Here is a 22,308-nt window from a genome sequence, read left to right as displayed (position 1 = left end):
GAACATCACCCTTTACCTCGCCACCCATATTACGTCTACCGGCAACACGTCCAACTGGAGTCCATCATGCGCCGTCCCGCTCTCTACATCGCCCTGCTCAGCGCCGCGGTGCTTGCCGCCTGCAACGGCGGCTACTTCGGCGTCGAGTCCGACGACAATGGCAATGGGGGCGGCAACGGCGCGACCAGCGACGCCCAGGGCTTGTGGACCGGCACGACCAGCGACCGCTATACCTTCGCGCTGCTGGTCACACCCACCAATGACGTGTGGGGCCTGTCGTATGACGAAAGCGCCAACACGGCCTTCCGTCTGTTTCGTGGCACGGGCGCGCTGACTGGCAAGAACTTCACGGGCACCGGGAAGACCTATGCAAGCGGCGCCAGCGGGACCGTGACGACGGGCACCGTGACCGGTTCGGTGACGACGGCATCGGCGTTCGATGGCAACCTGCCGAACAACCTGACCTTTACCACCAACTTCAACAGCCAGTACAACACCGCCGTGCCCCTGTCCGACTATGCCGGCACCTGGGAAGGCCGCGACAGCAGTGGCGCCCGGCTGGTCGTGACCCTGGACGGCGGCGGCCGCATCACAGCCACGTCGACGGTGCCAGGCAAGCCTGACCCCTGCGCCATCAATGGCGCGCTGTCGAACGGGGCCAACAGCAAGAACTACACGATCCTGAACCTGAGCTTTGGCGGCGAGTCCGGCTGTGCGGCCAACGTCGCCACCCAGTCCATGCAGGGGGTGGGCGTCCGCGTGGCCGACGCCGCGGGCACGGCCCAGCCGCTGTTGCTGCTGGAAGCGACCAACAACGGGCAGACGGCCGGCTGGTTTGCGTACGCCCGGCGGCGTGCAGTCGCGACGGGGTCATGATCTCAAGAGAGTGACGCCTCCTGGGTCCAATCGTCCAGGGCCAGGCCGCCCGGAACACGTGAGAAAGCACGATCTCTGGTCACGAGAATGGCGGTGTCTTGCACCTGCGCGGCAAGCAGGTCCAGGGTCTTGGCGTGCGCTGCAATCATCATGTCCATGGCGCCCAACGGAACGCCCCCGGCCTCGCATCGGGCTCTGAGCGCGCCGTAGACTTCGCCGACCTCGGCAGTCCAGGGCAATACGTCGACCCGAACCAGGAACTCACGAACGCGTGTGGCCAGCGCCGCAGGGTGGCCGCGTTTCGCCACGCCGTACAGCAACTCCGCCTGAGTCACGATCGAAACGGCAACGCTGGCCATGGGGACCGCGGCAAGCCGTTGGCGCACGAGCGGAATATCGCCTTTGATGACGTGGCTGGCGGTGTTCGTGTCGAGCAGATAGGTCGTCATGCCGACGTATCGTCGAACGGATCGCGGACATGCTCACTTTGATTGCGATCACTCTCGTTCATGAAGTCAGATGGGACGTCGTCGCCATTGTCCAGTGCGAAAAAACCTTCCCATGACTCGGGCCGACGCGAGAGGATCACGTCGCCCGTTGCGGCATCCCGGCGTATGAACACCTCTTTTTCTGCAAAACGGAATTCGAGCGGAAGACGTACTGCCTGGCTGCGACCGGTCGTAAAGATCTTGGCTGTCTGCGGCATATGAACCTCCTGATATATATTACAATATATACCGTGGATCGAACGGCTCGCAATGGGCGGGTCGGCAGCCCGTCGAACTGCAAACGTTCCACCCCGAAGCACAAACAAAAACGGCGTCCGGAAGGACGCCGTTTTTCATACCACCCAGCGGATTACTGGGGGCCGAGCTTCTTGATCAGGCGATCCAGGTCGGCCAGTTCGCTGTCGTTCAGGTCGGTCAGCGGGGCGCGGACGGGACCGGCGTCATGGCCGACCAGGCGCGCGCCTGCCTTGACGATGCTGACGGCATAGCCGGCGCGGCGGTTGCGGATTTCCAGGTAAGGCAGGAAGAAGTCGTCGATCAGCTTGCCGACGGTGGCGTGGTCTTCGGCGGCAATCGCGCGGTAGAAGTCCATGGCCGTCTTCGGGATGAAGTTGAACACGGCCGATGAGTACACCGGCACGCCCAGCGCCTTGTAGGCCGCGGCGTAGACTTCGGCGGTCGGCAGGCCACCCAGGTACGAGAAGCGATCGCCCATGCGGCGGCGCACCTTGACCATGTGTTCGATATCGCCCACGCCGTCCTTGAAACCGATCAGGTTCGGGCAGCGGTCGGCCAGGCGTTCCAGCGAATCGGGGCCCAGGCGCGAGTTGGCGCGGTTGTAGAAGATCACGCCGACATCCAGCGCCTTGCAGACTTCCTCGACGTGGTTGGCAATGCCTTCTTCGCTGGCTTCGGTCAGGTAATGCGGCATCAGCAGCACGCCGTGGGCGCCCAGACGCTGCGCTTCCTTGGCGTACGCAATGGCCGTACGGGTCGGGCCGCCAGCACCGGCCAGGATCGGCACCTTGCCGGCGCAGGTCTTGACGGCGGCGTCGATCACTTTCGAGTATTCGTCGGGCGCCAGCGAGAAGAACTCACCCGTGCCGCCGGCAGCGAACAGCGCCGTGGCGCCGTAGGGAGCCAGCCATTCCAGACGTTCGATATAGGTCGACTCGCGAAAGTCGCCGTTGCTGTCGAAGTCCGTGATCGGGAAGGACAACAGGCCTTCGGACACGATGGACTTGAGTTCTTGGGGAGACGTTTGCATGGCACCGCACCTTCATTGAATTGGACGCCGCTACAACAGCACCGCCCCGTGTTGAGATAAGTCATCGTACAACTTAAATCCGGCAAAGCAAATGCGGGTTGTTGCTAATGCACCCAAGGAAAAGGCCTATTGATGCTTAAGAATGGCTTAAGGGAAACTCCCTAATAGGCAGCCGCTAGCTCAACATTTCCCATGTTGTATGATGACTTATCACAAATCGGATGCAGCGTTTTCCGCCACGCATCTGCACATCACGGAGATATCCCGGTCATGTTCTTCAAACGCGTGCTCACGTCTGCTCTCGCCACCCTTGCCGTCCTGGGTGGCGCAGCCACCGCCAACGCGGCAGACGAATGGCCCACCCGCCCGATCCGCATCGTGGTCCCCTACCCTGCCGGTGGATCGTCCGACATCATTGCACGCCTGATCAGCCAGCAACTGGGCGCCGCGCTCAAGCAGACCGTCATCGTCGACAACCGCCCGGGCGCCAACGGCAACCTTGGCGCGGGACAGGTGGCCCAGGCTACCGACCAGCACACCTTCCTGCTGTGCGACGTGGGCGCACTGGCGATCAGCCCGTCGGTCTACAAGACCTTGAGCTTCGATCCTTCCAAAGACCTGCGTGGCGTCTCGATGCTGGCCTACTCGCCGCACATCCTGGCGGTGAACCCGTCGGTGCCGGCCAACACGCTGTCCGAACTGGTTGCACTGGCCGGCAAGCAGCCGATCAGCTTTGCCGTGACCGCCATCGGCAGCGCGCCGCACCTGGCAGGCGTGGCCGTGGAACAGGCCACCAAGGCCAAGTGGCTGTACGTGCCGTACAAGGGCGGCTCGCAGGCCGTGACCGACACCATGGGCGGCCAGACGCAGGTGATCATGAACGGCATGCTCGCTACCCTGCCTTATGTGAAGTCGGGCAAGCTCAAGGCCATTGCCATCTCCAAGCGTGAGCGCATGGCCCTGGTGCCGGATATCCCTACCCTGGCCGAACAAGGCATGACCGGCTTTGAGTCGGGCACGTGGCAAGGCGTGATGGCTCCTGTCGGCACGCCCGACGCCGCCGTCACCCGCCTGTCGGCCGAACTGGCCCGTGTGATCGCATCGCCGGAAATCAAGGCCAAGCTGCTGGAACAAGGCGCAGAAGTCGTCGTGCAGAACCCGAAGGAACTTGATACCTTCTTCAGCGGCGAGCGCAAGCGCTGGGCCACCGTGGTCGAGAAGGGCAACATCAAGCTGGACTAACGTACTGCCAAGCCAACGGCCCCACGGGCCGATGGCAGCAACGACAAAGCCGCCGAAAGGCGGCTTTTGTCATTGGTGTGGGCGCAATCTGCGTCGCGAGGCGGCGGATCAGCCGTCGCCCGACCCCACCACGGCGCGCCCCAGCCGGTCGTTCACTGCGGACCACGCGTCGGTATCCGGCAGCGCATCCACCAGCAGGATGTCGCAGCCTTGCGTATCCAGGAATCGCAGCATGGCATACAGGTCTTGCGCGTAGGCCACCGGGTCGAGCGGCGCGCCCACCCAGATGACGTCCGCCGCGGGCTTGACGGTCGACCACACGCCCACGCGGCGGCCAGCCGCCACCAGCAGGCGGGCGCGCAGGTCCAGCGCACCGGCCGGTACCCGTTCCAGCGGCGTGCGGGGCGCGTAGTGTGCCGCCAGTGCGCCCGATACCCGAGGCACCTCACGCGCGGCCTGGGCGCCGGCATTCATGCGCGCATCCAGCTCCGCGCGGGTCAGTACCGGCTTGCCCAGGGCGCCGGCCAGCATGGCGGTCGAAATGTGTCCCGGGCGCAGCAGCACGGGCGTGTCGCCGGTCACGTCGACAATTGTCGATTCGATGCCGACTTCGCACGGGCCGCCGTCCAGGACCAGGCTCAGCTCAGGGCCGAATTCATCGGCCACGTGCTGCGCGGTGGTGGGGCTGACGCGGCCGAAGCGGTTGGCCGACGGCGCCGCAACGCCGCCGCCGAAGGCCGACAGCAGCGCCTGGGCAACCGGGTGCGACGGGCAGCGCACGCCCACCGTCTCCTGCCCGCCCGTCACGGCGTCGGGTACGCCGGCCGCACGCGGCAGGATCAGCGTCAACGGGCCAGGCCAGAAGGCGTCGATCAGCGTGCGGGCATCGTCATTGATCGTGGCGGCCCAGGCCGACACATCGTTGCCAGGCGCCACGTGCACGATGACCGGATGATCGTTCGGGCGGCCCTTGGCGGCAAAGATGCGGGCGACAGCCTCGGGGTCGGACGCGTCAGCGCCCAGTCCGTAAACCGTCTCAGTCGGAAAAGCCACCAGCTGGCCCGCACGCAGCAGGGCCACGGCGCGGTCCAGCGCCTCTGGCGAGGCGGGCGCGATGCGCGGCACGGGCGACATGGCCGGCGTTGAAGTGTCCGTCATCGCGTGACGCCCGGCATACAAAGTGGCCCGAGGACTGAAGCGCGTGCTTGCCCTGGCGCACTTTCCGATTGGATCGGCGCACACACTATCCTGGGCGCCGTTTCGGCGTGCATCGACGCGCGCAGCATGCCCAAGCTCACGGAAACGCGATGCCCAGGACGCCAGCCACCTTCGCTGCTGCCGACGACGCTTCGGCGGCAGTGCTGCCCAGGCAAGTGATGTGACCCATCTTGCGGGCCCGGCGGGCGTCGGTCTTGCCGTACAGGTGCAGCTTGGCCGTCGGCACGGCCAGGACCTTGGCCCAGGCCGGTTCGGTGGCCGCGTCGGCCGCAGCACCCTCGGCATCGGTACCCGTAAACCACACATCCCCCAGCACATTCAGCATCACCGACGGCGCCAACACCTCCGTCGACCCCAGCGGCAGTCCCGCCATGGCGCGCACCTGCTGCTCGAACTGGCTGGACACGCAGGCATCGATCGAAAAGTGCCCGCTGTTGTGCGGCCGGGGCGCCATTTCGTTCACGACCAGGCGGTCGCCTTCCAGCACAAAGAACTCGACACAGAGCACGCCGTGGTAATCGAGGCCGGCCGCAATCGTGCGAGCGGCTTCGGTCGCGCGCGCCACCAGGGCCGGCGACACGTTCGGCGATGGCACGGTCGACACGGCCAGGATGCCGTCGCGATGTTCGTTTTCCGACGCCGGATAGGTCACCGATTGCCCATCGAACCCGCGCGCCACCACGATGGAAATTTCGTGCTTGAGCGCCAGCATGGCTTCCAGCACGCAGGGCACGCTGCCAAAGGACGCAAACGCCGCCTTGGCCTCGTCGGCCGTCTTGACGCGGGCCTGGCCCTTGCCGTCGTAGCCCAGGCGGGCGCTTTTCAGAATGGCGGGGTACAAGGACGCCGACGCGGTGTCCAGGTCGGCTGCGGTGTGGATCTCGGCATAGGGCGCGACCGGCACACCCTGCGACGCGATAAAGCCCTTTTCGGCCATGCGGTCCTGGGCAATGCCCACGGCTTTGGCATCGGGCGCGACCGGACGCGTCGCGGCCAGGAATTCCAGGCTGGCGGCCGGCACGTTTTCGAATTCGGTGGTCACGGCGGCGCACAGGTCGGCCAATTCGGCCAGGGCGTCGCGGTCGTCATAATCCGCCACGATGTGCAGGTCGGCCACCGACCCGGCCGGGCTTTCAGTTGCCGGGTCCAGCACGGCCACGCGGTAGCCCATGGCCTGGGCGGCATGACAGAACATGCGGCCCAATTGGCCACCCCCCAACATTCCCAGCCACTGGCCCGGCAGAATCGCCTTGCGCGGCGGGGTCATGGCTGCTTTCCTTGGGCGGCGCTGGCGCCAGTGCCGGCTTCAGCGCGCGCATCAGTGTCCGCATCAGTCCCACTCACCAGCCCGGTGATCGGCAGCGCCATGGCGCGGGCAGCTTCGGTCTGGCGGGCCCGGAAGGCGTCCAGGCGGGTGCGCAGGTCGTCGTCCGTGGTGGCCAGATTGGCGATCACGTGCAGCGCCGCATTGGCCGCGCCGGCTTCACCAATGGCAAAGGTGGCCACGGGCACGCCTTTGGGCATCTGCACAATCGACAGCAAGGAATCTTCGCCCCGCAGGTAGCGCGACGGCACCGGCACGCCAAACACAGGCACCGAGGTCAGCGCCGCCACCATGCCAGGCAAGTGGGCCGCGCCCCCCGCCCCGGCAATGATCGCGCGCATGCCGCGTTTCGGCGCCTGCGCGCCATACTCGACCATGTCGAGCGGCATGCGGTGGGCGGACACGACACGCGCCTCGAACGGGATTCGGAATTCCGTCAGGATGGTCACGGCATGCTGCATCACCTCCCAATCGCTGGACGAACCCATCACGATACCGACGGTGACAGGCGCAAGGGAGGACGAAGGTGTTGAAGCGTGGCTGGACATAGGCTGGGAATCCCGGGGAACGACCCCGATGGTGAACGTAAGCGGCTTGGACATGAACCAAGGTCGACGCCGGTTTTAGCCGCTAAAACCTGCAGCTGATCCAGGGATACGTACGAGCCCTTGACGCGAAAACCGTTATATCGAACCGACGATTTTACCGCGCCGCGTCGGTTTCCCCGTTGCCTCTGCCACAACACGCCCCACATAGAGGAAAATTCGCCTAAACGAACGCTTCATAGGATGCTTGCCATGGATGTCACACTCGCCAATTTCGAACGTGAAGTCATACACGCGTCGCGGGAGGTCCCTGTCCTGGTGGACTTCTGGGCGCCGTGGTGTGGTCCCTGCCGCACATTGACCCCCACGCTGGAAAAGCTCGAGCGCGACTACGCCGGCCGCTTCAAGCTGGTCAAGGTCAACGTGGACGAGAATCCCGAACTGGCCGCCCACTTCCAGGCCCGCAGCATTCCGCTGGTGGTCGCGATCGTCAACGAACGCCCGGTCGACAAGTTCACCGGCGCGCAGCCCGAAGGCCAGGTCCGCGCCTTCATCGATCGTTTCCTGCCCCTGCCGCACGAAGAAGAACACCAGCAGGCGCTGGCCGCGGCCCAGGCCGGCGATATGGAAACGGCCGAAAAGCACCTGCGCGCCGCGCTGGTGCTGGACGCCACCTATGACGAAGCCCGCTTCGATTATGTCGAGGTGCTGATCACCACCGGCCGGCCGGAAGACGCCAAGGCGCAATTTGCGCTGCTGACGCCCAAGGCCAAGGCCGATCCGCGCTACGAGCCAATGGAAACGGCGCTGAACGCCGTCGATCAGGCGCAGGATTTGCCGGACGAAGACGAGATCGTGAAGCGGATCGAGGCCGATCCGAACGACCTGCAGGCCCGCCTGGAACTGGCCAACAAGCGCATCGCCCGCCGCGCCTGGGGCCCGGCCATGGATGAACTGCTGGAAATCGTGGCCCGCGACCGGACCTTCCAGGAGGAAATCGGCCGCAAGACGCTGATCGCCGTCTTTGGCATGGCGTCGGCGCAGCCAGAACTGGTTTCACAATACCGCCGCAAGCTGTCCACCTTGCTGTTCTAGACTGCCTGCCTGGGTGGCGCAGGCTTCTGCGCCGCCGCGGTTTGCGGTTTCCCCCATCCCTCTGCCCGGCCGTCACGGCCGCTGCCAGGAGTTTCACGTGTCCGCTTCCCGTCCTTTCCTGGCCCGCCTGGGCCTGTCCCTTCCCATCATCCAGGCGCCCATGGCCGGAGTGTCGACGCCGCAGCTTGCCGCCGCTGTGTCCAACGCCGGCGGGCTGGGTTCGCTGGGCATCGGCGCCAGCACGGTGGAACAGGCGCGCGAGGCCATCAAGGCCACCCGCGCGCTGACCAAGCGGCCGTTCAACGTCAACGTGTTCTGCCACGCGCCGGCCCGCCGCGACGCCGACCGGGAAGCCGCCTGGCTGGCGCACCTGGCGCCGCTGTTTGCCGAAGCCGGCATTGCCGCGCCCGACCACCTTGACGAAATCTACCCGAGCTTCGTGGGGGACGACGCCGCGTTCGAGATGTTGCTCGCCACCCGCCCGGCCGTGGTCAGCTTTCACTTCGGCCTGCCCTCGGCGGACCGGATCCAGGCGCTGCGCAAGGCCGGCATCGTGACCATGGCCACCGCCACCAACCTGGATGAAGCCTGGCAGATCGAACAGGCCGGCGTGGACGCCATCGTTGCGCAGGGCATCGAAGCGGGCGGCCATCGCGGCATGTTCGATCCGTCCGCGACCGACGAAGCCCTGCCTACCTGGGTGCTGGTGCGGCTGGTGCTGCGCGAAACACGTCTGCCGGTGGTCGCCGCCGGCGGCATCATGGATGGCCGGGGCATCAAGGCCGCGCTGGACCTGGGCGCTGCGGCGGCGCAGCTGGGCACCGCCTTCGTGCTGTGCCCGGAATCGGCCGCCAACGCGGCCTACCGCGCCAACCTGAGCGGCGACCGCGCCTATTCGACGCGGCTGACCGCCGTGCTGTCGGGCCGGCCGGCGCGCGGCATGGTCAATCGCTACATCGATTTCGGTGAAGCCGCCGGCAGCCCGCCACCCGCCGACTACCCGCTGGCCTACGATGCGGCCAAGCAGATCAACGCCGCCGCCGGCAAGCAGGACAATCACGAATTTGCGGCGCAGTGGGCTGGACAGGGCGCGCCGCTGGCCCGCGAGATGACGGCGGCGGACCTGATGAAGACGCTGGCGGACGAAATGAAGGGCTGAGCGCGCCCATCAAGAACGCAAGCCAACAACGCAGGCCAGATACCGCAGGCCAAAAAAACGCCGGTTCATCTTCGAACCGGCGTTTTCACATCCTGCGGACTTCTCGTTTGCTGACCGCCGCAGGCTGGGGCTTTACAAGCTCACTACCCACGCGATCAGCCGTTTTATTCGCCGTTTCAAGCTACCAACCTCGCACGTGCTTCCTTGTACTTGTCCGATGTCTTTTGCAGCACATCGGCCGGCAGGCGCGGGGCCGGGGCGGTCTTGCCCCAATCCTGCGTCTCGAGCCAGTCACGCACGAACTGCTTGTCGAACGACGGCGGGCTCATGCCCGGCGTGTACGAATCGGCAGGCCAGAAACGTGACGAGTCCGGGGTCAGCACTTCGTCCATCAGGTGCAGCTGGTTGTTTTCATCCAGGCCGAATTCGAACTTGGTATCGGCGATGATGATGCCGCGCTGGGCGGCGTAGTCGGCCGCGACCTGGTAGATCCGCAGGGACACTTCACGGATCTGCTCGGCCAGTTGCGGGCCCACTTCGCGCACCACGTGCTCGAAATCGACGTTTTCATCGTGCGCACCCAGCTCAGCCTTGGCCGCCGGCGTAAAGATCGGCGACGGCAGCTTGTCGGCCTGTTGCAGGCCGGCCGGCAGCGTGATGCCGCAGACCGAACCCGTTGCCAGGTAATCATTCCATCCCGAACCGATCAGGTAGCCCCGCACCACGGCTTCCACCAAAACCGGCTTGAGCCGCTTGACCACCACCGCGCGGCCCGTGACCTGTTCGCGTTCCAGTTCCGTCACCACCGTTTCGGGCGCGATGCCGGTCAGGTGGTTGGGGATGATGGTCCCGAGGCGATCGAACCAGAAGTCCGTGAGCGAATTGAGCACTTCGCCCTTGCCCGGAATCGGGTCATCCAGGATCACGTCGAACGCGGACAGGCGGTCGGTCGTCACGATCAGCAGCTTGTCATCGCCGACCGCGTACATGTCGCGCACTTTGCCGCGCGCAAGCAACGGCAGGGATTGAATGGTGGACTGATAAAGCGGTGCGGACATGGATCTGCCTGAAGTTCGGAATGGATGCCGCTTACGCGACGACTTGCTGGAGTTTACCCGTTGCGTACATGGTTGCGATTTCCGACAGCGGCACGGCCTTGATCTTGCTGGCGTTGCCGGCGGTGCCGAATTCCGTGTAACGCTGCAGGCAGATGCGCTTGGCGGCTTCGCGGGCAGGCTTCAGGTAATCACGCGGGTCGAACTTTTCGGGGTTCTCGGCAAAGAACTTGCGGATCGCAGCAGTCATGGCCAGACGGATATCGGTGTCGATATTGATCTTGCGCACGCCGTGCTTGATGGCTTCCTGGATCTCTTCGACCGGCACGCCATACGTTTCCTTCATTTTGCCGCCGAACTCGCGAATAATCGCGAGCTGGTCTTGCGGCACGCTGGAGCTGCCGTGCATGACCAGGTGGGTGTTCGGCAGGCGGCGATGGATTTCCTTGATGCGGTCGATCGCCAGGATGTCGCCCGTGGGCTTGCGCGAGAACTTGTAGGCGCCGTGGCTGGTGCCGATGGCGATGGCCAGCGCGTCGATCTGGGTGCGCTTGGCGAAATCCGCAGCTTGTTCCGGGTCGGTCAGCAGCTGTTCGCGGGTCAGGGCGCCGTCAAAGCCGTGGCCGTCTTCCTTGTCGCCCATCATGGTTTCGAGCGAGCCCAGCGAACCCAGTTCGCCTTCCACGGTAATGCCGCGGGCATGGGCCATTTCCACGACGCGCTTGGTGACGTCGAGGTTGTAATCGTAGTCGGCGACGGTCTTGCCGTCTTCCTGCAGCGAGCCGTCCATCATCACGCTGGAAAAGCCCATGTTGATGGCGCCTTCACACACCTTCGGCGACTGGCCGTGGTCCTGGTGCATCACCACCGGAATGTGCGGATACGTCTCGACCGCGGCAGCGATCAGGGCCTTCAGGAAGCCTTCGCCGGCGTACTTGCGGGCGCCTGCCGAGGCTTGCATGATGACCGGGCTGTCGGTCTCGTTCGCCGCTTCCATGATGGCCTGGACCTGTTCCAGGTTGTTCACGTTGAAGGCGGGGATGCCGTAACCGTTTTCTGCCGCGTGATCGAGCAGTTGACGCATGGAAACTAGGGCCATTTTTGAAACTCCTGGAGATTGATGCCTGAGCAAATCGGAAACACGAAATCGGTGACCCGGACAGGCGCGTAGGCCTGCCCGTAAAGCATTCTTGGGCGGTACCGGCCCGGCAGGTGGACCACTCGCCCGAACTAGATACGCGACAACCCCTGCCGGAGCCAGGGTTTTTGCGTTCGGTAGCGATTTACAAAACAAAGGCTTCGAGACGGCCTACCACTTTACGCCGTCTCGAAGCCCCCGGTACTACGTCAAACGCCGCAGTCCAGACGATGTCTGGCGCACGCGGATCATCGGTCGGATCCCACCGCTCAGGCGGCGCGTTCCTGCAGGATCGCCACGGCCGGGAGCGTCTTGCCTTCCAGGAATTCCAGGAAAGCGCCGCCACCGGTCGAGATGTAGCCCACCTGGTCCGCAATGCCGTACTTGGCAATCGCGGCCAGCGTGTCGCCACCGCCGGCGATCGAGAAGGCCGGCGACGCAGCGATGGCCCGGGCCAGCGTCTTGGTCCCGTGTTCGAACGCGTCGAACTCGAACACGCCCACCGGGCCGTTCCAGACGATGGTCCCGGCTGCCTTCAGCGAATCCGCCAGGAACGCGGCGGTTTGCGGGCCGATGTCCAGGATCATGTCGTCGTCGGCGACATCGGCAGCGGCCTTGGTCTCGGCAGGCGCGTCAGCGGCAAACTTCTTGGCGCAGACGACGTCGGTCGGGATCGGCACGGCGGCGCCACGCGATTGCATCAGATCGATGATCGCGCGGGCTTCTTCCACCAGGTCCGGCTCGGCCAGCGACTTGCCGATCGGCAGGCCCTTGGCCAGCATGAACGTGTTGGCAATGCCGCCGCCCACGATCAGCGCGTCGACCTTGTCGGCCAGCGCGCGCAGGATCGTCAGCTTGGACGAGACCTTGGAGCCGGCCACGATGGCGACCAGCGGACGCTTGGGCGCCAGCAGTGCGCGGCCCAGGGCGTCCAGCTCGGCTTCGAGCAGCGGACCGGCGCACGCCACGGCCGCAAACTTCGCAATGCCGTGGGTGGTGGCTTCGGCACGGTGCGCGGTGCCAAAGGCATCGTTCACGTACACGTCGCACAGCGCGGCCAGCTTCTTTGCCAGCGCTTCGTCGTTCTTCTTTTCACCCTTGTTGACGCGGCAGTTCTCGAGCAAAACCACTTCGCCCGGGGCGACGTCCACGCCGTCGACCCAGTCGGTCGCCAGACGGACCGGCTTGCCCAGCAATTCGGACAGGCGCTCGCCCACGACGCCCAGCGAATCGGCCGGGGTCAACGTGCCTTCGGTCGGACGACCGAGGTGCGAGGTCACCATGACGGCGGCGCCCGCGTCCAGCGCCAGGCGGATGCCCGGCACCGAGGCGCGGATGCGCGTGTCTTCCGTGATCTGGCCCTGGTCGCCCAAAGGCACGTTCAGGTCGGCGCGGATGAATACGCGCTTGCCCTTCAGCTTGCCTTCGGACGCCAGACCCGACAGCGTGAGGACCTTGCTCATGATTACTTCGCCGACGTCAGGGCGATGGTGGTGTCCAGCATGCGGTTGCTGAAGCCCCACTCGTTGTCGTACCACGACGACACCTTGACCAGATTGCCGATGACCTTGGTCAACGTCGCATCGAAGCTGCTCGACGCCGGGTTGTGGTTGAAGTCGACCGACACCAGGGGTGCGGTGTTGTAGTCCAGAATGCCCTTCAAGGCGCCTTCCGAAGCTTCCTTCATGATGGCGTTGACTTCTTCAACGGTCGTGTCGCGCGAGGCAACGAACGACAGGTCGACCAGCGACACGTTGATGGTCGGGACTCGGATCGCGAAGCCGTCCAGCTTGCCATTCAGTTCCGGCATCACCAGGCCCACGGCGGCGGCGGCGCCGGTCTTGGTCGGGATCATGCTGTGCGTGGCCGAACGGGCGCGGCGCAGGTCTTCGTGATAGACGTCGGTCAGAACCTGGTCGTTGGTGTACGAGTGGATGGTGGTCATCAGGCCCGACACGAGGCCCAGCTTGGCGTGCAGCGGCTGCACCAGCGGAGCCAGGCAGTTGGTCGTGCACGATGCGTTCGAGATGACGGTGTCGGTCGACTTCAGGACGTTGTGGTTCACGCCGTAGACGATGGTTGCGTCGACATCCTTGCCGCCCGGGGCCGAGATGATGACTTTCTTGGCGCCGCCCTTGATGTGCGCGCTGGCCTTTTCCTTCGTGGTGAAGAAGCCCGTGCACTCCATGACGACGTCGACGTTCAGCTCGCCCCACGGCAGTTCGGCCGGATTGCGGTTGGCCAGCACGCGGATCTTGTCGCCGTTCACGACCATGTAGTCGCCGTCGACGGTGACCGTACCCGGGAACTTGCCATGGGCCGTGTCGTACTGCGTCAGGTGGGCGTTCGTCTTGGGATCGCCCAGGTCGTTGATCGCAACGATTTCGATGTCATGCTTCTTGCCGCCTTCGTAATGGGCACGAAGGACGTTGCGGCCGATGCGGCCGTAGCCATTGATCGCGACACGGATGGTCATGGTGTGTTTCCTCGAGGTAGTGATATGAATATTCGGGTACTAGTCGTCAACTCTCAACCAATCACTTTCTTGACCGCAGCCGCGACACGTTCCGCGGTGAAGCCGAAATGCTTGAACAGGACACCTGCCGGGGCGGATTCGCCGAAGGTGTCGATGCCGACCACTTCGCCTTCCAGTCCCACGTACTTGCGCCAGAAGTCGGTCACGCCGGCCTCGACCGCCACGCGCGGCAGACCCTTGGGCAAGACTTTCTCGCGCCAGTCGGCGTCCTGCCGGTCGAACACATCGGTGCTCGGCATCGACACGACGCGCACCAGTACGCCTTCGGCGGCCAGCGCTTCCTGCGCGGCCAGCGCCAGGCCCACTTCAGATCCGGTCGCGATGATCACCGCCGCCGCGCCCAGCGCGTCGCGCAGCACATAGCCACCGCGCGCCACGGCCGCGATGGTGTCCTGGTCGCGTTCGACAAAGGGCAGGTTCTGGCGGGACAGCAGCAGCGCCGTCGGGCCGCCGGCACGCACCTGCATGCCGATGCTGGACGGACGTTCCACCGCCGCGCCCCAGGCCACCGCCGTTTCGGTCGTGTCGCACGGACGCCAGACCGACAGGTTCGGAATCAGACGCAGGCTGGCGGCATGTTCCACCGACTGGTGGGTCGGGCCGTCTTCGCCCAGGCCGATCGAATCATGCGTGAACACGAACACCACGCGTTGTTTCATCAGGGCCGCCATCCGCAGCGCATTGCGCGAATAGTCGGCAAAGGTCAGGAAGGTGCCGCCGAACGGCAGATAGCCGCCGTGCAGCGCGATCCCGTTCATGATCGCGCTCATGCCGAATTCGCGGACGCCATAGTTGATGTGGCGGCCGAACTGGATGCCCTGCTCGCCTGGCCGCACTGCCGCCACGCCTTTCCAGTCCGTGAAATTCGAGCCGGTCAGGTCGGCCGACCCACCCAGCATTTCAGGCAGCACATCGACCAACGCCGCGATCATCTGCTGCGAGGCCTTGCGGCTGGCCAGCGTTTCCTGCTTGTCGGCCGTCTGGGCCACGATGCGCGCCAGCGTGTCCGAAAAATCGGCAGGCAGGTCACCCTTCATGCGGCGCTCGAATTCGGCGGCCAGCTCGGGGAACTGCGTGCGGTACTCGGCAAAACACTTGTTCCAGTTCGCTTCGGCGGCGTGGCCGGCTTCCTTCGCGTCCCAGGCGGCGTACACGTCGGCCGGGATCTCGAACGGCGCGTGGGGCCAGTCGATGGCGGCGCGGGTGGCCGAGATTTCCTTGTCGCCCAGCGGCGCACCGTGCACGTTATGCGTGCCGGCCATGGTGGGGGCGCCCTTGCCGATCACCGTCTTGCAGACGATCAGGGTGGGCTTGCCGCCCGCGGCGGTGGCCTGCGCCTTGGCGCTTGCGATGGCGGCGTCGACCGCGTTCACGTCATGGCCGTCGACGTTGCGGATCACGTTCCAGCCATAGGCTTCGAAACGTGTGGCGGTGTCGTCGCCGAACCAGGGTTCGATGTGACCGTCGATGGAAATGCCGTTCGCGTCGTACAGCACGACCAGCTTGGACAGCTTGAGCGTGCCCGCCAGCGAGGCCACTTCGTGCGACACGCCTTCCATCAGGCAGCCATCACCCACGAACGCGTAGGTGAAGTGATCGACGATAGGCAGGCCCGGGCGGTTGAACTCGGTGGCCAGCAGCGCTTCGGCCAGCGCCATGCCGACGGCGTTCGAGACACCCTGGCCCAGCGGGCCGGTGGTGGTCTCAACCCCGGGGGTGATGCCGACTTCGGGGTGGCCCGGCGTGCGGGAATGCATTTGCCGGAAATTGCGCAGCTCGGAAATCGGCAGGTCGTAGCCGGTCAGGTGCAGCAAGGCATAAATCAGCATGGAGCCATGCCCGTTCGACAGCACGAAACGGTCGCGATCGGCCCACGCCGGATTGGCGGGATTGTGGCGCAGATGCCTGTTCCACAACGCCTGGGCGATCTCGGCCATGCCCATGGGCGCGCCGGGGTGGCCCGAATTGGCCTGTTGAACGGCATCCATCGCCAGCGCACGAATCGCGTTGGCCATCGATGAATGAGGGGCGGCTTGCTTGCTCATAAAGGCGCTCTATCCGGCGGGAAACCCCGCAGCTACAAAGCTTTAGAGTTTAACATTCGTGTCAGCTTCGCACCGATCGCGCCGTGCGGACCGTTACTGATCTGTTACATCGTCCCCCGCCCAGCATGTCTCTCCCACGTTTTTTCGTTGATCTTCCTCTTGCGCCGAACACGCGCGTCCCGCTACCCGCCGACATTGCCCACCATGCCTTTCGCGTGCTGCGGCTGCGCGATGGCGAAGACGTCATCCTGTTCAATGGACAGGGTGGTCAGGTGCCGGCGCGGCTCGAAGCCGAAGGCAAGGGCGGCTGGGCGGCGCTGGGTGACCACGATCCGCGCGAAGCCGAGCTGCCCGGCCGCATCACTCTGGTCCAGGGCATCGCATCGGGCGACAAGATGGACTGGGTGATCGAAAAGGCCGTCGAAGTCGGCGCCCATGCCATCCAGCCCATCGCCGCCAACCGCTCGGTGCTGCGCCTGTCGGGCGACCGGCTCGACAAACGCCTGGTGCACTGGCGCCGCATCGCGGTGGCCGCCTGCGAGCAATCCGGCCGCAACCGCGTGCCGCAGGTGTTCGCGCCGCTGACGGCCGAGCAGTACTTCGTGTCGGCGTATCCCGCGGGTCCTGACGGCGTTTCCGCCGCTCCGTCCCCTGCCCCGCTGCGCCTGATCTGCGACCCCGACGCCAAGGACCGCCTCACGATACTCGCGACCCAGCGCGCCGGCGACCTGGCAAATGGCGTAGAACTGCTGATTGGTCCGGAAGGAGGATGGTCACCCGAAGAAATGGATCTGGCCGCCCGCCACGGCGTGCAGCCCGTGCGTTTCGGGGATCGTGTGCTGCGGACCGAAACCGCCGGCATCGCGCTGGTCTCGGCGTTGAGCGCAACCCTGGGCTGGATCTAGCAGGAAAACCGTACCCGGCGCGCCACACCGCGCCACGGTCACGCGCCGTACATCTTGCGGGCGGATACTTCCGCACCTTCCACTCCTGCGTCTCGCCGCCGTGCACCCATGACTGCTCTTCGAGCGACCCCTGCCGGGCACTGGCACGCGGCAGCGGATGCGCCCTGGACGCTGGCGCGCGTGCTGGCCGACAACGCCCTGCATCCGGTGTTCCAGCCCATCGTGCGTCTGGCCGACGGCGCCGTCACCGCGCATGAATGCCTGATTCGCGGCCCCGAAGGCACCGCGCTGCACATGCCCGACGCCATGTTTGCGGCGGCGCGGGCCGAAGGCCTGCTGATCGACCTGGAAATCGCCTGCGTGCGCGCCGGCATCCTGGCGTGGTCGCGGCAGGCCATGAAGGGCAAGCTGTTCGTGAACATCAGCGGCGCCGCGCTGGTCGAGGCGCTGGCCCGTCATGACACGCCCGACCTGCTGCGCATCTTGCGCAGCATCCGGGTGTCGCCGGAATCGCTGGTGTTCGAACTGACCGAACATGATCGCGTGGCCGACATGCCTGCCCTGCTCGACGCGGTGGCGCGCCTGCGGGCGTGCGGGGTGCAGATCGCCCTGGATGATTTTGGCGACGGATGCTCGAGCCTGCGGCTGTGGACCGAGGTCAAGCCCAACATCGTCAAGATCGACAAGTTCTTTGCCCGCGACATTGGCGACCATGGCGAAAAGGTGCAGATGCTGGATGCCCTGCTGCGCCTGGCGGCCAGCCTGGGCACGGTCGTGATCGTCGAAGGCATCGAGACCGATACCGAACTGCGGGTGATCCGCGACCTGGGCGTGGCCTATGGCCAGGGCTATTTCTTTGGGCGGCCTGCGCCGCGGGTGGTGCGCGCCATTGGCGCCGACGTGCGGCGCGAACTTGATAGCACCGAGATTGCCGTGCTGCCCGAAGTGGCGCGCGCGGTGCATTCGGATTTCCGGGTCGAACGCATGCTGATGCGCGCGCCCGCCGTGCCGCCGGATACGCCGCACCAGGTGGTGGCCGAAATGTTCCAGGCCGACGAGTCGCTGCACTCGATCGCGATCGTGGAAGACGGCGCGCCGGTCGGTCTGCTCAATCGCGAACGATTTTTTGACCAGTACGCCAAGCCCTACTTCAAGGAACTGTACGGCCGCAAACCCTGCACGCTGTTCGCGCACATGTCGCCGCTGACCCTGGACCGCTACACCGGCATCGACACCTTGACGCAGGTGCTGACGTCCGAAGACCAGCGCTATTTGACCGAAGGCTTCATCATTACCGAAGGCGGCAAGTACCTGGGCGTGAGCACCGGGGAACAACTGGTGCGCGCCGTGACCGAGATCCGCATCGAAGCCGCGCGCCACGCCAACCCGCTGACCTTCCTGCCCGGCAACATTCCCATCAGCCAGCACATTGCGCGATTGCTTGCGAGTGGCAACGACTTTGTCGCCTGCTATGGCGACCTGAATCACTTCAAGCCTTTCAATGACCACTACGGCTACTGGCAGGGCGACGAGATGATCCGGCTGGTGGCCAGCGTGTTCGTGGCCCACTGCGATGCGCGCCGCGACTTCGTCGGGCACGTGGGGGGAGACGACTTCGTGGTGGTGTTCCAGAGCCAGGACTGGGCCGAGCGCTGCGCCGACATCATCGAGGATTTCAATACCAAGGCGCGTTCGCTATTCGATGCCGACGCACTGGCGCGAGGCGGCATCGAAGCCGAAGACCGCGACGGCATGATGCGTTTCTTCGGCTTCACCAGCCTGTCGATCGGCGCGGTGCGGGTCCGCGGCGGGCAGTATTCGCAACCCGAGCAGGTTGCGTCAGCCGCCGCCCTGGCCAAACACAAGGCCAAGCTGGCGACGCGCGGGTTGTATCTTGAAGAGGACGGGGCGCCGTAGCGCGCCCTGCCCCGGCCGATCCGCCTTAACGCTTCTCGACATACTCCAGCACGGTTTCGAGCATGCGGCGCAGGGTGGGCTGCACCTTGCTGGCGACGTCAGGCAGGTAGTCGAACGGCAGCGCTTCCTGCATATAGCTCGACTGGGTCATTTCCAGCTGAATGGCCTGCACGCCGGCGGCCGGCTGGCCATATTGGCGCGTGATGTAGCCGCCGGTAAAGCGGCCATTCAGGATCGCTGTCAGCCCCGGCGCCTGCTGCGCAATGCCATAGACCGACTCGGCCAGCTCGGCATCGCAGCTCGATCCCTTGCCCGTGCCCAGGTTCAGGTCGGGCAGCTTGCCTTCAAAGAAGCGCGGCAGCACCGACCGGATCGAATGGCAATCCCACAGGGCGACGGTACCGTGCGCGGCCTTCAGGCGCGCCAGTTCCTCGGCCAGCTTGGCATGGTACGCATACCAGATGGCGTCGCGGCGCGCGGCCACTTCGGCGTCGTCCGGCGTATCGGCGGGGTCGGGATAGATGCCGCGGTCATCGAAATTGTCGACCGGGCACAGGCCCGTCACGCTCTGGCCCGGATACAGGCTGGCGCCATCGGGCGGACGGTTCAGGTCGATCACATAACGCGAATGGGTCGCGACCAGCACCGACGCGCCAATGGCGTCGGCAAAGTCATACAGCCGTTCCAGGTGCCAGTCGGTGTCGGGCACCTGACGCGATTCTTCGGTCAGGCGCGCGGCCAGCGCGGGCGGCACATGGGTGCCGACATGCGGCATCGACAGCAGCAGCGGGCGGGTGCCCTGGCGGAAACGGAAAGCGGGTTCAGTGGTGGTGAACATCATGATCATTGGTCCTGAAGAAGCTGGGCACGCGCCGCAACAAAGGCCCGCGCGGCCGATTCGTGCAAGGGATGCCGGCCGGCGGTGACGCGCGCCTGGCCGGCCCGCCAGACCTCGGCAATGGCCGACGTGCGGTGGCTGGCAAACACATGGGCCGACAGCATATCTGCTGGCGCCAGGCCTTGCAGCGCAAGATGCGTGCTGTCGAGCACGACAAAGTCGGCCTGCTGACCTGTCGCCAGGCCCGCGATCGCCCGGCCCGACGCCTGCGCGCCGCCCTGCACCGCGCCCAGCGTCAACGCGGTCGCGACATGACGATGCGCGGCTTCGGCGCCCACATTGCGCTGGCGGGTGGACAGCCGCTGGCCGTATTCGAGCAGCATCAGTTCTTCGGCGGCATTGACGCAGGCGTGGCTGTCCGAGCCCACGCCCCAGATGCCGCCGTGGTCGCGCCATCGGGGGAAATCAAAAATGCCATCACCCAGGTTGGCTTCGGTGGTCGGGCACAGGCCGGCCACCGCGCCGCTGCGCGCGCCGCGATCGTATTCCTCGTGGTCCATGTGCGTGGCATGCACCAGGCACCAGCGTGCATCGACAGGCATATGGTCCAGCAGCCAGGCCACCGGCCGTTGGCCGCTCCAGGCCACGCAGTCGTCCACTTCCTGCGTCTGCTCGGCAATGTGGATGTGGATGGGTGATGCCGGGTCGATGCGGTTCAGGCCGGCAATGGCGTCGCGCAGGCTGTCGGGCGGCACGGCGCGCAGGGAATGCGGCGCCAGGCCCAGTTGCGCGCCCTGGGCATCGCACCGCGGCTTGAGCCCTTCCAGCAGCGCAAGCATCGATTCGGTCGACCGGATGAAGCGGCGCTGCCCTTCGGACGGGGGCTTGGCGCCAAAGCCGCTGGTCTGGTAGAGCACCGGCAGCAGCGTGAAGCCGATGCCGGTTGTATTGGCGGCACGCAGCAGCGCCAGGCTGAGCTCGGCGTCATCGGTGTAGGGCGTGCCGTCGGCATCGTGGTGGACGTACTGGAATTCGCAGACGGACGTGTACCCCGCTTCAAGCATCTCGGCATACAGCCAGGTCGCGATGGCTTCCATCTGCTCCGGCCCCAGGCGCGACGCAAAGCGGTACATAAGCGTGCGCCAGCTCCAGAAGCTGTCCTGCGCCTGGCCACGATGCTCGGTCAGGCCGGCAAAGGCGCGCTGGAAGGCATGCGAGTGCAGGTTGGGCATGCCCGGCAAGACAGGCCCGCTGGCGCGCGCGACGTTGGCGGGCGCCAGGGTATTGGCATCGACATGCGTCAGCACACCGTGCGCGTCCCACGACAGGACGACGTCCTTGGCCCAGCCCGACGGCAGCAAGGCGTCGACGGCGAACAGTTGATGATGGGGAACGATGACGGTCATGCTGCGATCCTTCCCTGGCGCACCACGGTGCGCACCGGACGTTGGCCGAACCAGTACGCCAGTTCGGCCGGTTCGCGCAGATTCCACAGCACGAAGTTGGCGGGCGTGCCCACGCGCAGGTCGCCATGGGTGTCCTGCAGGCCCAGCGCGCGCGCCGCATGACGGGTCACGCCGGCCAGCGCTTCAGGCACGGTCAATCGGAACAGGGTGCACGCCATATTGACCATCAGCAGCAGGCTCAACGCGGGTGACGTGCCGGGGTTGTGATCGGTGGCAACAGCCATCGGCACGCCTGCCTCGCGCAGCGCGGCAATGGGGGGCAGATGGGTGTCGCGCAAGGTGTAGTAGGCGCCGGGCAGCAGGACGGCGACGGTGCCCGAGGCCTTCATCGCGTCGATGCCGGCCTGCGACAGATGTTCGATGTGATCACACGACAGCGCGCCGTACTTCGCGGCCAGCGCCGTGCCGCCCATGTCGGACAGTTGTTCGGCATGCAGCTTGACGGGCAGGCCCAGCGCCTGCGCCGCCTTGAAGACCTGTTCGGTTTCTTCAAGTGAAAACGCAATGCGCTCGCAGAACACATCGACGGCATCGACCAGCCCTTCGGCCGCCAGGGCGGGCAGCATGTCGTTGCAGACCGCATCGATATAGTCGCTGCTGCGCCCGGCGTATTCCGGCGGCAAGGCATGCGCCCCCAGAAAGGTGGTGCGCACGGTCACGTGGTGCGCGTCCGCCAGCCGGCGCGCCACCCGCAACTGCTTGCGTTCGTGTTCCAGCGACAGGCCATAGCCCGATTTGACTTCAATGGCGCAGACACCTTCCGCCAGCAAGGACTGCAGGCGGTGCGATGCGCTGGCAAAGAGTTCGTCTTCCGACGCGTCGCGTGTCGCCTTGACGGACGAGACGATGCCGCCCCCCGCCTTGGCAATGTCTTCGTAGCTGGCGCCGGCCAGCCGCATGGCAAATTCATTGGCCCGCTGGCCGCCATAGACCAGGTGGGTATGGCAATCGACCAAGCCGGGCGTAACCAGCGCGCCGTGGCCATCGTGGCGCGGCAGCGAAGCGAAGTCGCGGGGCAGATCGGCCTGCGGGCCGATCCAGGCGATCGTGCCCTGCTGGACGACGATCACGGCGTCTGCCGCGCCGGTGCCCGTGTCATCAACGACGCGCAGATCGTTCCAGACGCCGTCGGCGGAGGGGGTGGAGTCCTTCGTCATGCTCAAGTCCTCTTGC

The 22,308-nt window shown here is 65.6% G+C and carries 20 protein-coding genes; 6 read left to right on the top strand and 14 right to left on the bottom strand.

Features of this window, described 5'->3' with window-relative positions:
* The first annotated feature begins 66 nt into the window (after positions 1–66).
* A complete protein-coding gene (locus IE116_RS19750; RefSeq protein ID WP_189614976.1) occupies positions 67–876 on the top strand; it encodes a hypothetical protein in 810 nt (269 codons plus the stop codon).
* Between the two features lie 2 nt (positions 877–878).
* On the opposite strand, the gene IE116_RS19745 is transcribed toward IE116_RS19750, so the two are convergent.
* From IE116_RS19745 to kdgD, 3 genes are all read right to left on the bottom strand, one after another.
* Complete coding sequence (locus IE116_RS19745; protein WP_189614975.1) at positions 879–1,325, bottom strand: type II toxin-antitoxin system VapC family toxin; 447 nt, start codon at positions 1,323–1,325, stop codon at positions 879–881.
* Positions 1,322–1,582: an antitoxin gene (locus IE116_RS19740; protein WP_189614974.1), complete on the bottom strand. Its 261-nt coding sequence runs from the start codon at positions 1,580–1,582 to the stop codon at positions 1,322–1,324. The genes IE116_RS19745 and IE116_RS19740 overlap by 4 nt, the downstream gene beginning before the upstream one ends.
* 152 nt (positions 1,583–1,734) lie before the next feature.
* Complete coding sequence (kdgD, locus tag IE116_RS19735; protein WP_189614973.1) at positions 1,735–2,652, bottom strand: 5-dehydro-4-deoxyglucarate dehydratase; 918 nt, start codon at positions 2,650–2,652, stop codon at positions 1,735–1,737.
* Between the two features lie 270 nt (positions 2,653–2,922).
* Here kdgD and IE116_RS19730 point away from each other — a divergent pair, with 270 nt between their 5' ends.
* Positions 2,923–3,894 carry a Bug family tripartite tricarboxylate transporter substrate binding protein gene (locus IE116_RS19730; RefSeq protein ID WP_189614972.1) on the top strand — a complete coding sequence of 324 codons (972 nt, stop codon included), beginning with the start codon at positions 2,923–2,925 and terminating at the stop codon, positions 3,892–3,894.
* Positions 3,895–4,002: 108 nt separating this feature from the next.
* Here the strand turns inward: IE116_RS19730 and IE116_RS19725 are convergent, their stop codons facing one another.
* The 3 genes from IE116_RS19725 to purE form a co-directional block, all read right to left on the bottom strand.
* Entirely contained in the window at positions 4,003–5,052 is a 1,050-nt protein-coding gene (locus tag IE116_RS19725; RefSeq protein WP_189614971.1) for an L-threonylcarbamoyladenylate synthase, read from the bottom strand.
* A gap of 136 nt (positions 5,053–5,188) precedes the next feature.
* Entirely contained in the window at positions 5,189–6,379 is a 1,191-nt protein-coding gene (locus tag IE116_RS19720) for a 5-(carboxyamino)imidazole ribonucleotide synthase (RefSeq protein ID WP_189614970.1), read from the bottom strand.
* The gene (gene purE, locus IE116_RS19715; RefSeq protein WP_189614969.1) at positions 6,376–6,984 is read right to left on the bottom strand and encodes a 5-(carboxyamino)imidazole ribonucleotide mutase; all 609 of its coding nucleotides are present in this window, start codon (positions 6,982–6,984) and stop codon (positions 6,376–6,378) included. The genes IE116_RS19720 and purE overlap by 4 nt, the downstream gene beginning before the upstream one ends.
* A gap of 249 nt (positions 6,985–7,233) precedes the next feature.
* Between purE and IE116_RS19710 the strand changes: the two genes are divergently transcribed.
* Entirely contained in the window at positions 7,234–8,076 is an 843-nt protein-coding gene (locus IE116_RS19710) for a thioredoxin family protein (RefSeq protein ID WP_189614968.1), read from the top strand.
* Positions 8,077–8,173: 97 nt separating this feature from the next.
* Complete coding sequence (locus IE116_RS19705) at positions 8,174–9,235, top strand: NAD(P)H-dependent flavin oxidoreductase (protein ID WP_189614967.1); 1,062 nt, start codon at positions 8,174–8,176, stop codon at positions 9,233–9,235.
* 176 nt (positions 9,236–9,411) lie between these two features.
* On the opposite strand, the gene IE116_RS19700 is transcribed toward IE116_RS19705, so the two are convergent.
* The 5 genes from IE116_RS19700 to tkt form a co-directional block, all read right to left on the bottom strand.
* Positions 9,412–10,293 carry a phosphoribosylaminoimidazolesuccinocarboxamide synthase gene (locus tag IE116_RS19700; protein WP_189614966.1) on the bottom strand — a complete coding sequence of 294 codons (882 nt, stop codon included), beginning with the start codon at positions 10,291–10,293 and terminating at the stop codon, positions 9,412–9,414.
* 31 nt (positions 10,294–10,324) lie between these two features.
* Positions 10,325–11,389 carry a class II fructose-bisphosphate aldolase gene (fba, locus tag IE116_RS19695; protein ID WP_189614965.1) on the bottom strand — a complete coding sequence of 355 codons (1,065 nt, stop codon included), beginning with the start codon at positions 11,387–11,389 and terminating at the stop codon, positions 10,325–10,327.
* A gap of 308 nt (positions 11,390–11,697) precedes the next feature.
* Positions 11,698–12,891, bottom strand: coding sequence for a phosphoglycerate kinase (locus tag IE116_RS19690; protein WP_189614964.1), 1,194 nt, complete (start codon positions 12,889–12,891; stop codon positions 11,698–11,700).
* A gap of 2 nt (positions 12,892–12,893) precedes the next feature.
* Complete coding sequence (gene gap / locus IE116_RS19685) at positions 12,894–13,904, bottom strand: type I glyceraldehyde-3-phosphate dehydrogenase (RefSeq protein ID WP_189614963.1); 1,011 nt, start codon at positions 13,902–13,904, stop codon at positions 12,894–12,896.
* Between the two features lie 53 nt (positions 13,905–13,957).
* Positions 13,958–16,009 (bottom strand): transketolase, encoded by a 2,052-nt coding sequence (gene tkt, locus IE116_RS19680; RefSeq protein ID WP_229828560.1) that lies wholly within the window; start codon positions 16,007–16,009, stop codon positions 13,958–13,960.
* Between the two features lie 125 nt (positions 16,010–16,134).
* Here tkt and IE116_RS19675 point away from each other — a divergent pair, with 125 nt between their 5' ends.
* Together IE116_RS19675 and IE116_RS19670 are read left to right on the top strand one after the other, a co-directional pair.
* Positions 16,135–16,914 (top strand): 16S rRNA (uracil(1498)-N(3))-methyltransferase, encoded by a 780-nt coding sequence (locus IE116_RS19675; protein WP_189614962.1) that lies wholly within the window; start codon positions 16,135–16,137, stop codon positions 16,912–16,914.
* Between the two features lie 108 nt (positions 16,915–17,022).
* Positions 17,023–18,831, top strand: a complete 1,809-nt coding sequence (locus IE116_RS19670; RefSeq protein ID WP_189614961.1) for an EAL domain-containing protein — start codon at positions 17,023–17,025, stop codon at positions 18,829–18,831.
* A 25-nt stretch (positions 18,832–18,856) separates the two neighbouring features.
* Here the strand turns inward: IE116_RS19670 and hutG are convergent, their stop codons facing one another.
* The 3 genes from hutG to hutI are packed head-to-tail and all read right to left on the bottom strand — an operon-like array spanning position 18,857 to position 22,292.
* On the bottom strand, positions 18,857–19,672 hold the full coding sequence (hutG, locus tag IE116_RS19665; RefSeq protein WP_189614960.1) for an N-formylglutamate deformylase: 816 nt from the start codon (positions 19,670–19,672) through the stop codon (positions 18,857–18,859).
* Positions 19,673–19,674: 2 nt separating this feature from the next.
* The gene (locus tag IE116_RS19660) at positions 19,675–21,075 is read right to left on the bottom strand and encodes a formimidoylglutamate deiminase (protein WP_189614959.1); all 1,401 of its coding nucleotides are present in this window, start codon (positions 21,073–21,075) and stop codon (positions 19,675–19,677) included.
* Positions 21,072–22,292, bottom strand: coding sequence for an imidazolonepropionase (gene hutI, locus IE116_RS19655; protein ID WP_189614958.1), 1,221 nt, complete (start codon positions 22,290–22,292; stop codon positions 21,072–21,074). The genes IE116_RS19660 and hutI overlap by 4 nt, the downstream gene beginning before the upstream one ends.
* Between the last annotated feature and the right edge of the window lie 16 nt (positions 22,293–22,308).

The sequence above is a fragment of the Pigmentiphaga litoralis genome (assembly GCF_014651835.1).
GTDB lineage: Bacteria > Pseudomonadota > Gammaproteobacteria > Burkholderiales > Burkholderiaceae_B > Pigmentiphaga > Pigmentiphaga litoralis.
Note: the sequence above shows the minus strand (reverse complement) of the source record. Positions and strands in the feature narration are given on the sequence as shown.

Bases quoted from the DNA above. Each gene is read 5' to 3' on its own strand.
- IE116_RS19670 (WP_189614961.1), top strand. From the start codon at position 17,023: ATGACTGCTCTTCGAGCGACCCCTGCCGGGCACTGGCACGCGGCAGCG.
- gap (WP_189614963.1), bottom strand. From the start codon at position 13,904: ATGACCATCCGTGTCGCGATCAATGGCTACGGCCGCATCGGCCGCAAC.
- IE116_RS19690 (WP_189614964.1), bottom strand. From the start codon at position 12,891: ATGAGCAAGGTCCTCACGCTGTCGGGTCTGGCGTCCGAAGGCAAGCTG.
- IE116_RS19675 (WP_189614962.1), top strand. From the start codon at position 16,135: ATGTCTCTCCCACGTTTTTTCGTTGATCTTCCTCTTGCGCCGAACACG.
- IE116_RS19710 (WP_189614968.1), top strand. From the start codon at position 7,234: ATGGATGTCACACTCGCCAATTTCGAACGTGAAGTCATACACGCGTCG.
- purE (WP_189614969.1), bottom strand. From the start codon at position 6,984: ATGTCCAGCCACGCTTCAACACCTTCGTCCTCCCTTGCGCCTGTCACC.
- tkt (WP_229828560.1), bottom strand. From the start codon at position 16,009: ATGAGCAAGCAAGCCGCCCCTCATTCATCGATGGCCAACGCGATTCGT.
- kdgD (WP_189614973.1), bottom strand. From the start codon at position 2,652: ATGCAAACGTCTCCCCAAGAACTCAAGTCCATCGTGTCCGAAGGCCTG.
- IE116_RS19700 (WP_189614966.1), bottom strand. From the start codon at position 10,293: ATGTCCGCACCGCTTTATCAGTCCACCATTCAATCCCTGCCGTTGCTT.
- hutI (WP_189614958.1), bottom strand. From the start codon at position 22,292: ATGACGAAGGACTCCACCCCCTCCGCCGACGGCGTCTGGAACGATCTG.
- IE116_RS19745 (WP_189614975.1), bottom strand. From the start codon at position 1,325: ATGACGACCTATCTGCTCGACACGAACACCGCCAGCCACGTCATCAAA.
- IE116_RS19740 (WP_189614974.1), bottom strand. From the start codon at position 1,582: ATGCCGCAGACAGCCAAGATCTTTACGACCGGTCGCAGCCAGGCAGTA.
- hutG (WP_189614960.1), bottom strand. From the start codon at position 19,672: ATGATGTTCACCACCACTGAACCCGCTTTCCGTTTCCGCCAGGGCACC.
- IE116_RS19720 (WP_189614970.1), bottom strand. From the start codon at position 6,379: ATGACCCCGCCGCGCAAGGCGATTCTGCCGGGCCAGTGGCTGGGAATG.
- IE116_RS19660 (WP_189614959.1), bottom strand. From the start codon at position 21,075: ATGACCGTCATCGTTCCCCATCATCAACTGTTCGCCGTCGACGCCTTG.
- IE116_RS19730 (WP_189614972.1), top strand. From the start codon at position 2,923: ATGTTCTTCAAACGCGTGCTCACGTCTGCTCTCGCCACCCTTGCCGTC.
- fba (WP_189614965.1), bottom strand. From the start codon at position 11,389: ATGGCCCTAGTTTCCATGCGTCAACTGCTCGATCACGCGGCAGAAAAC.
- IE116_RS19725 (WP_189614971.1), bottom strand. From the start codon at position 5,052: ATGACGGACACTTCAACGCCGGCCATGTCGCCCGTGCCGCGCATCGCG.
- IE116_RS19750 (WP_189614976.1), top strand. From the start codon at position 67: ATGCGCCGTCCCGCTCTCTACATCGCCCTGCTCAGCGCCGCGGTGCTT.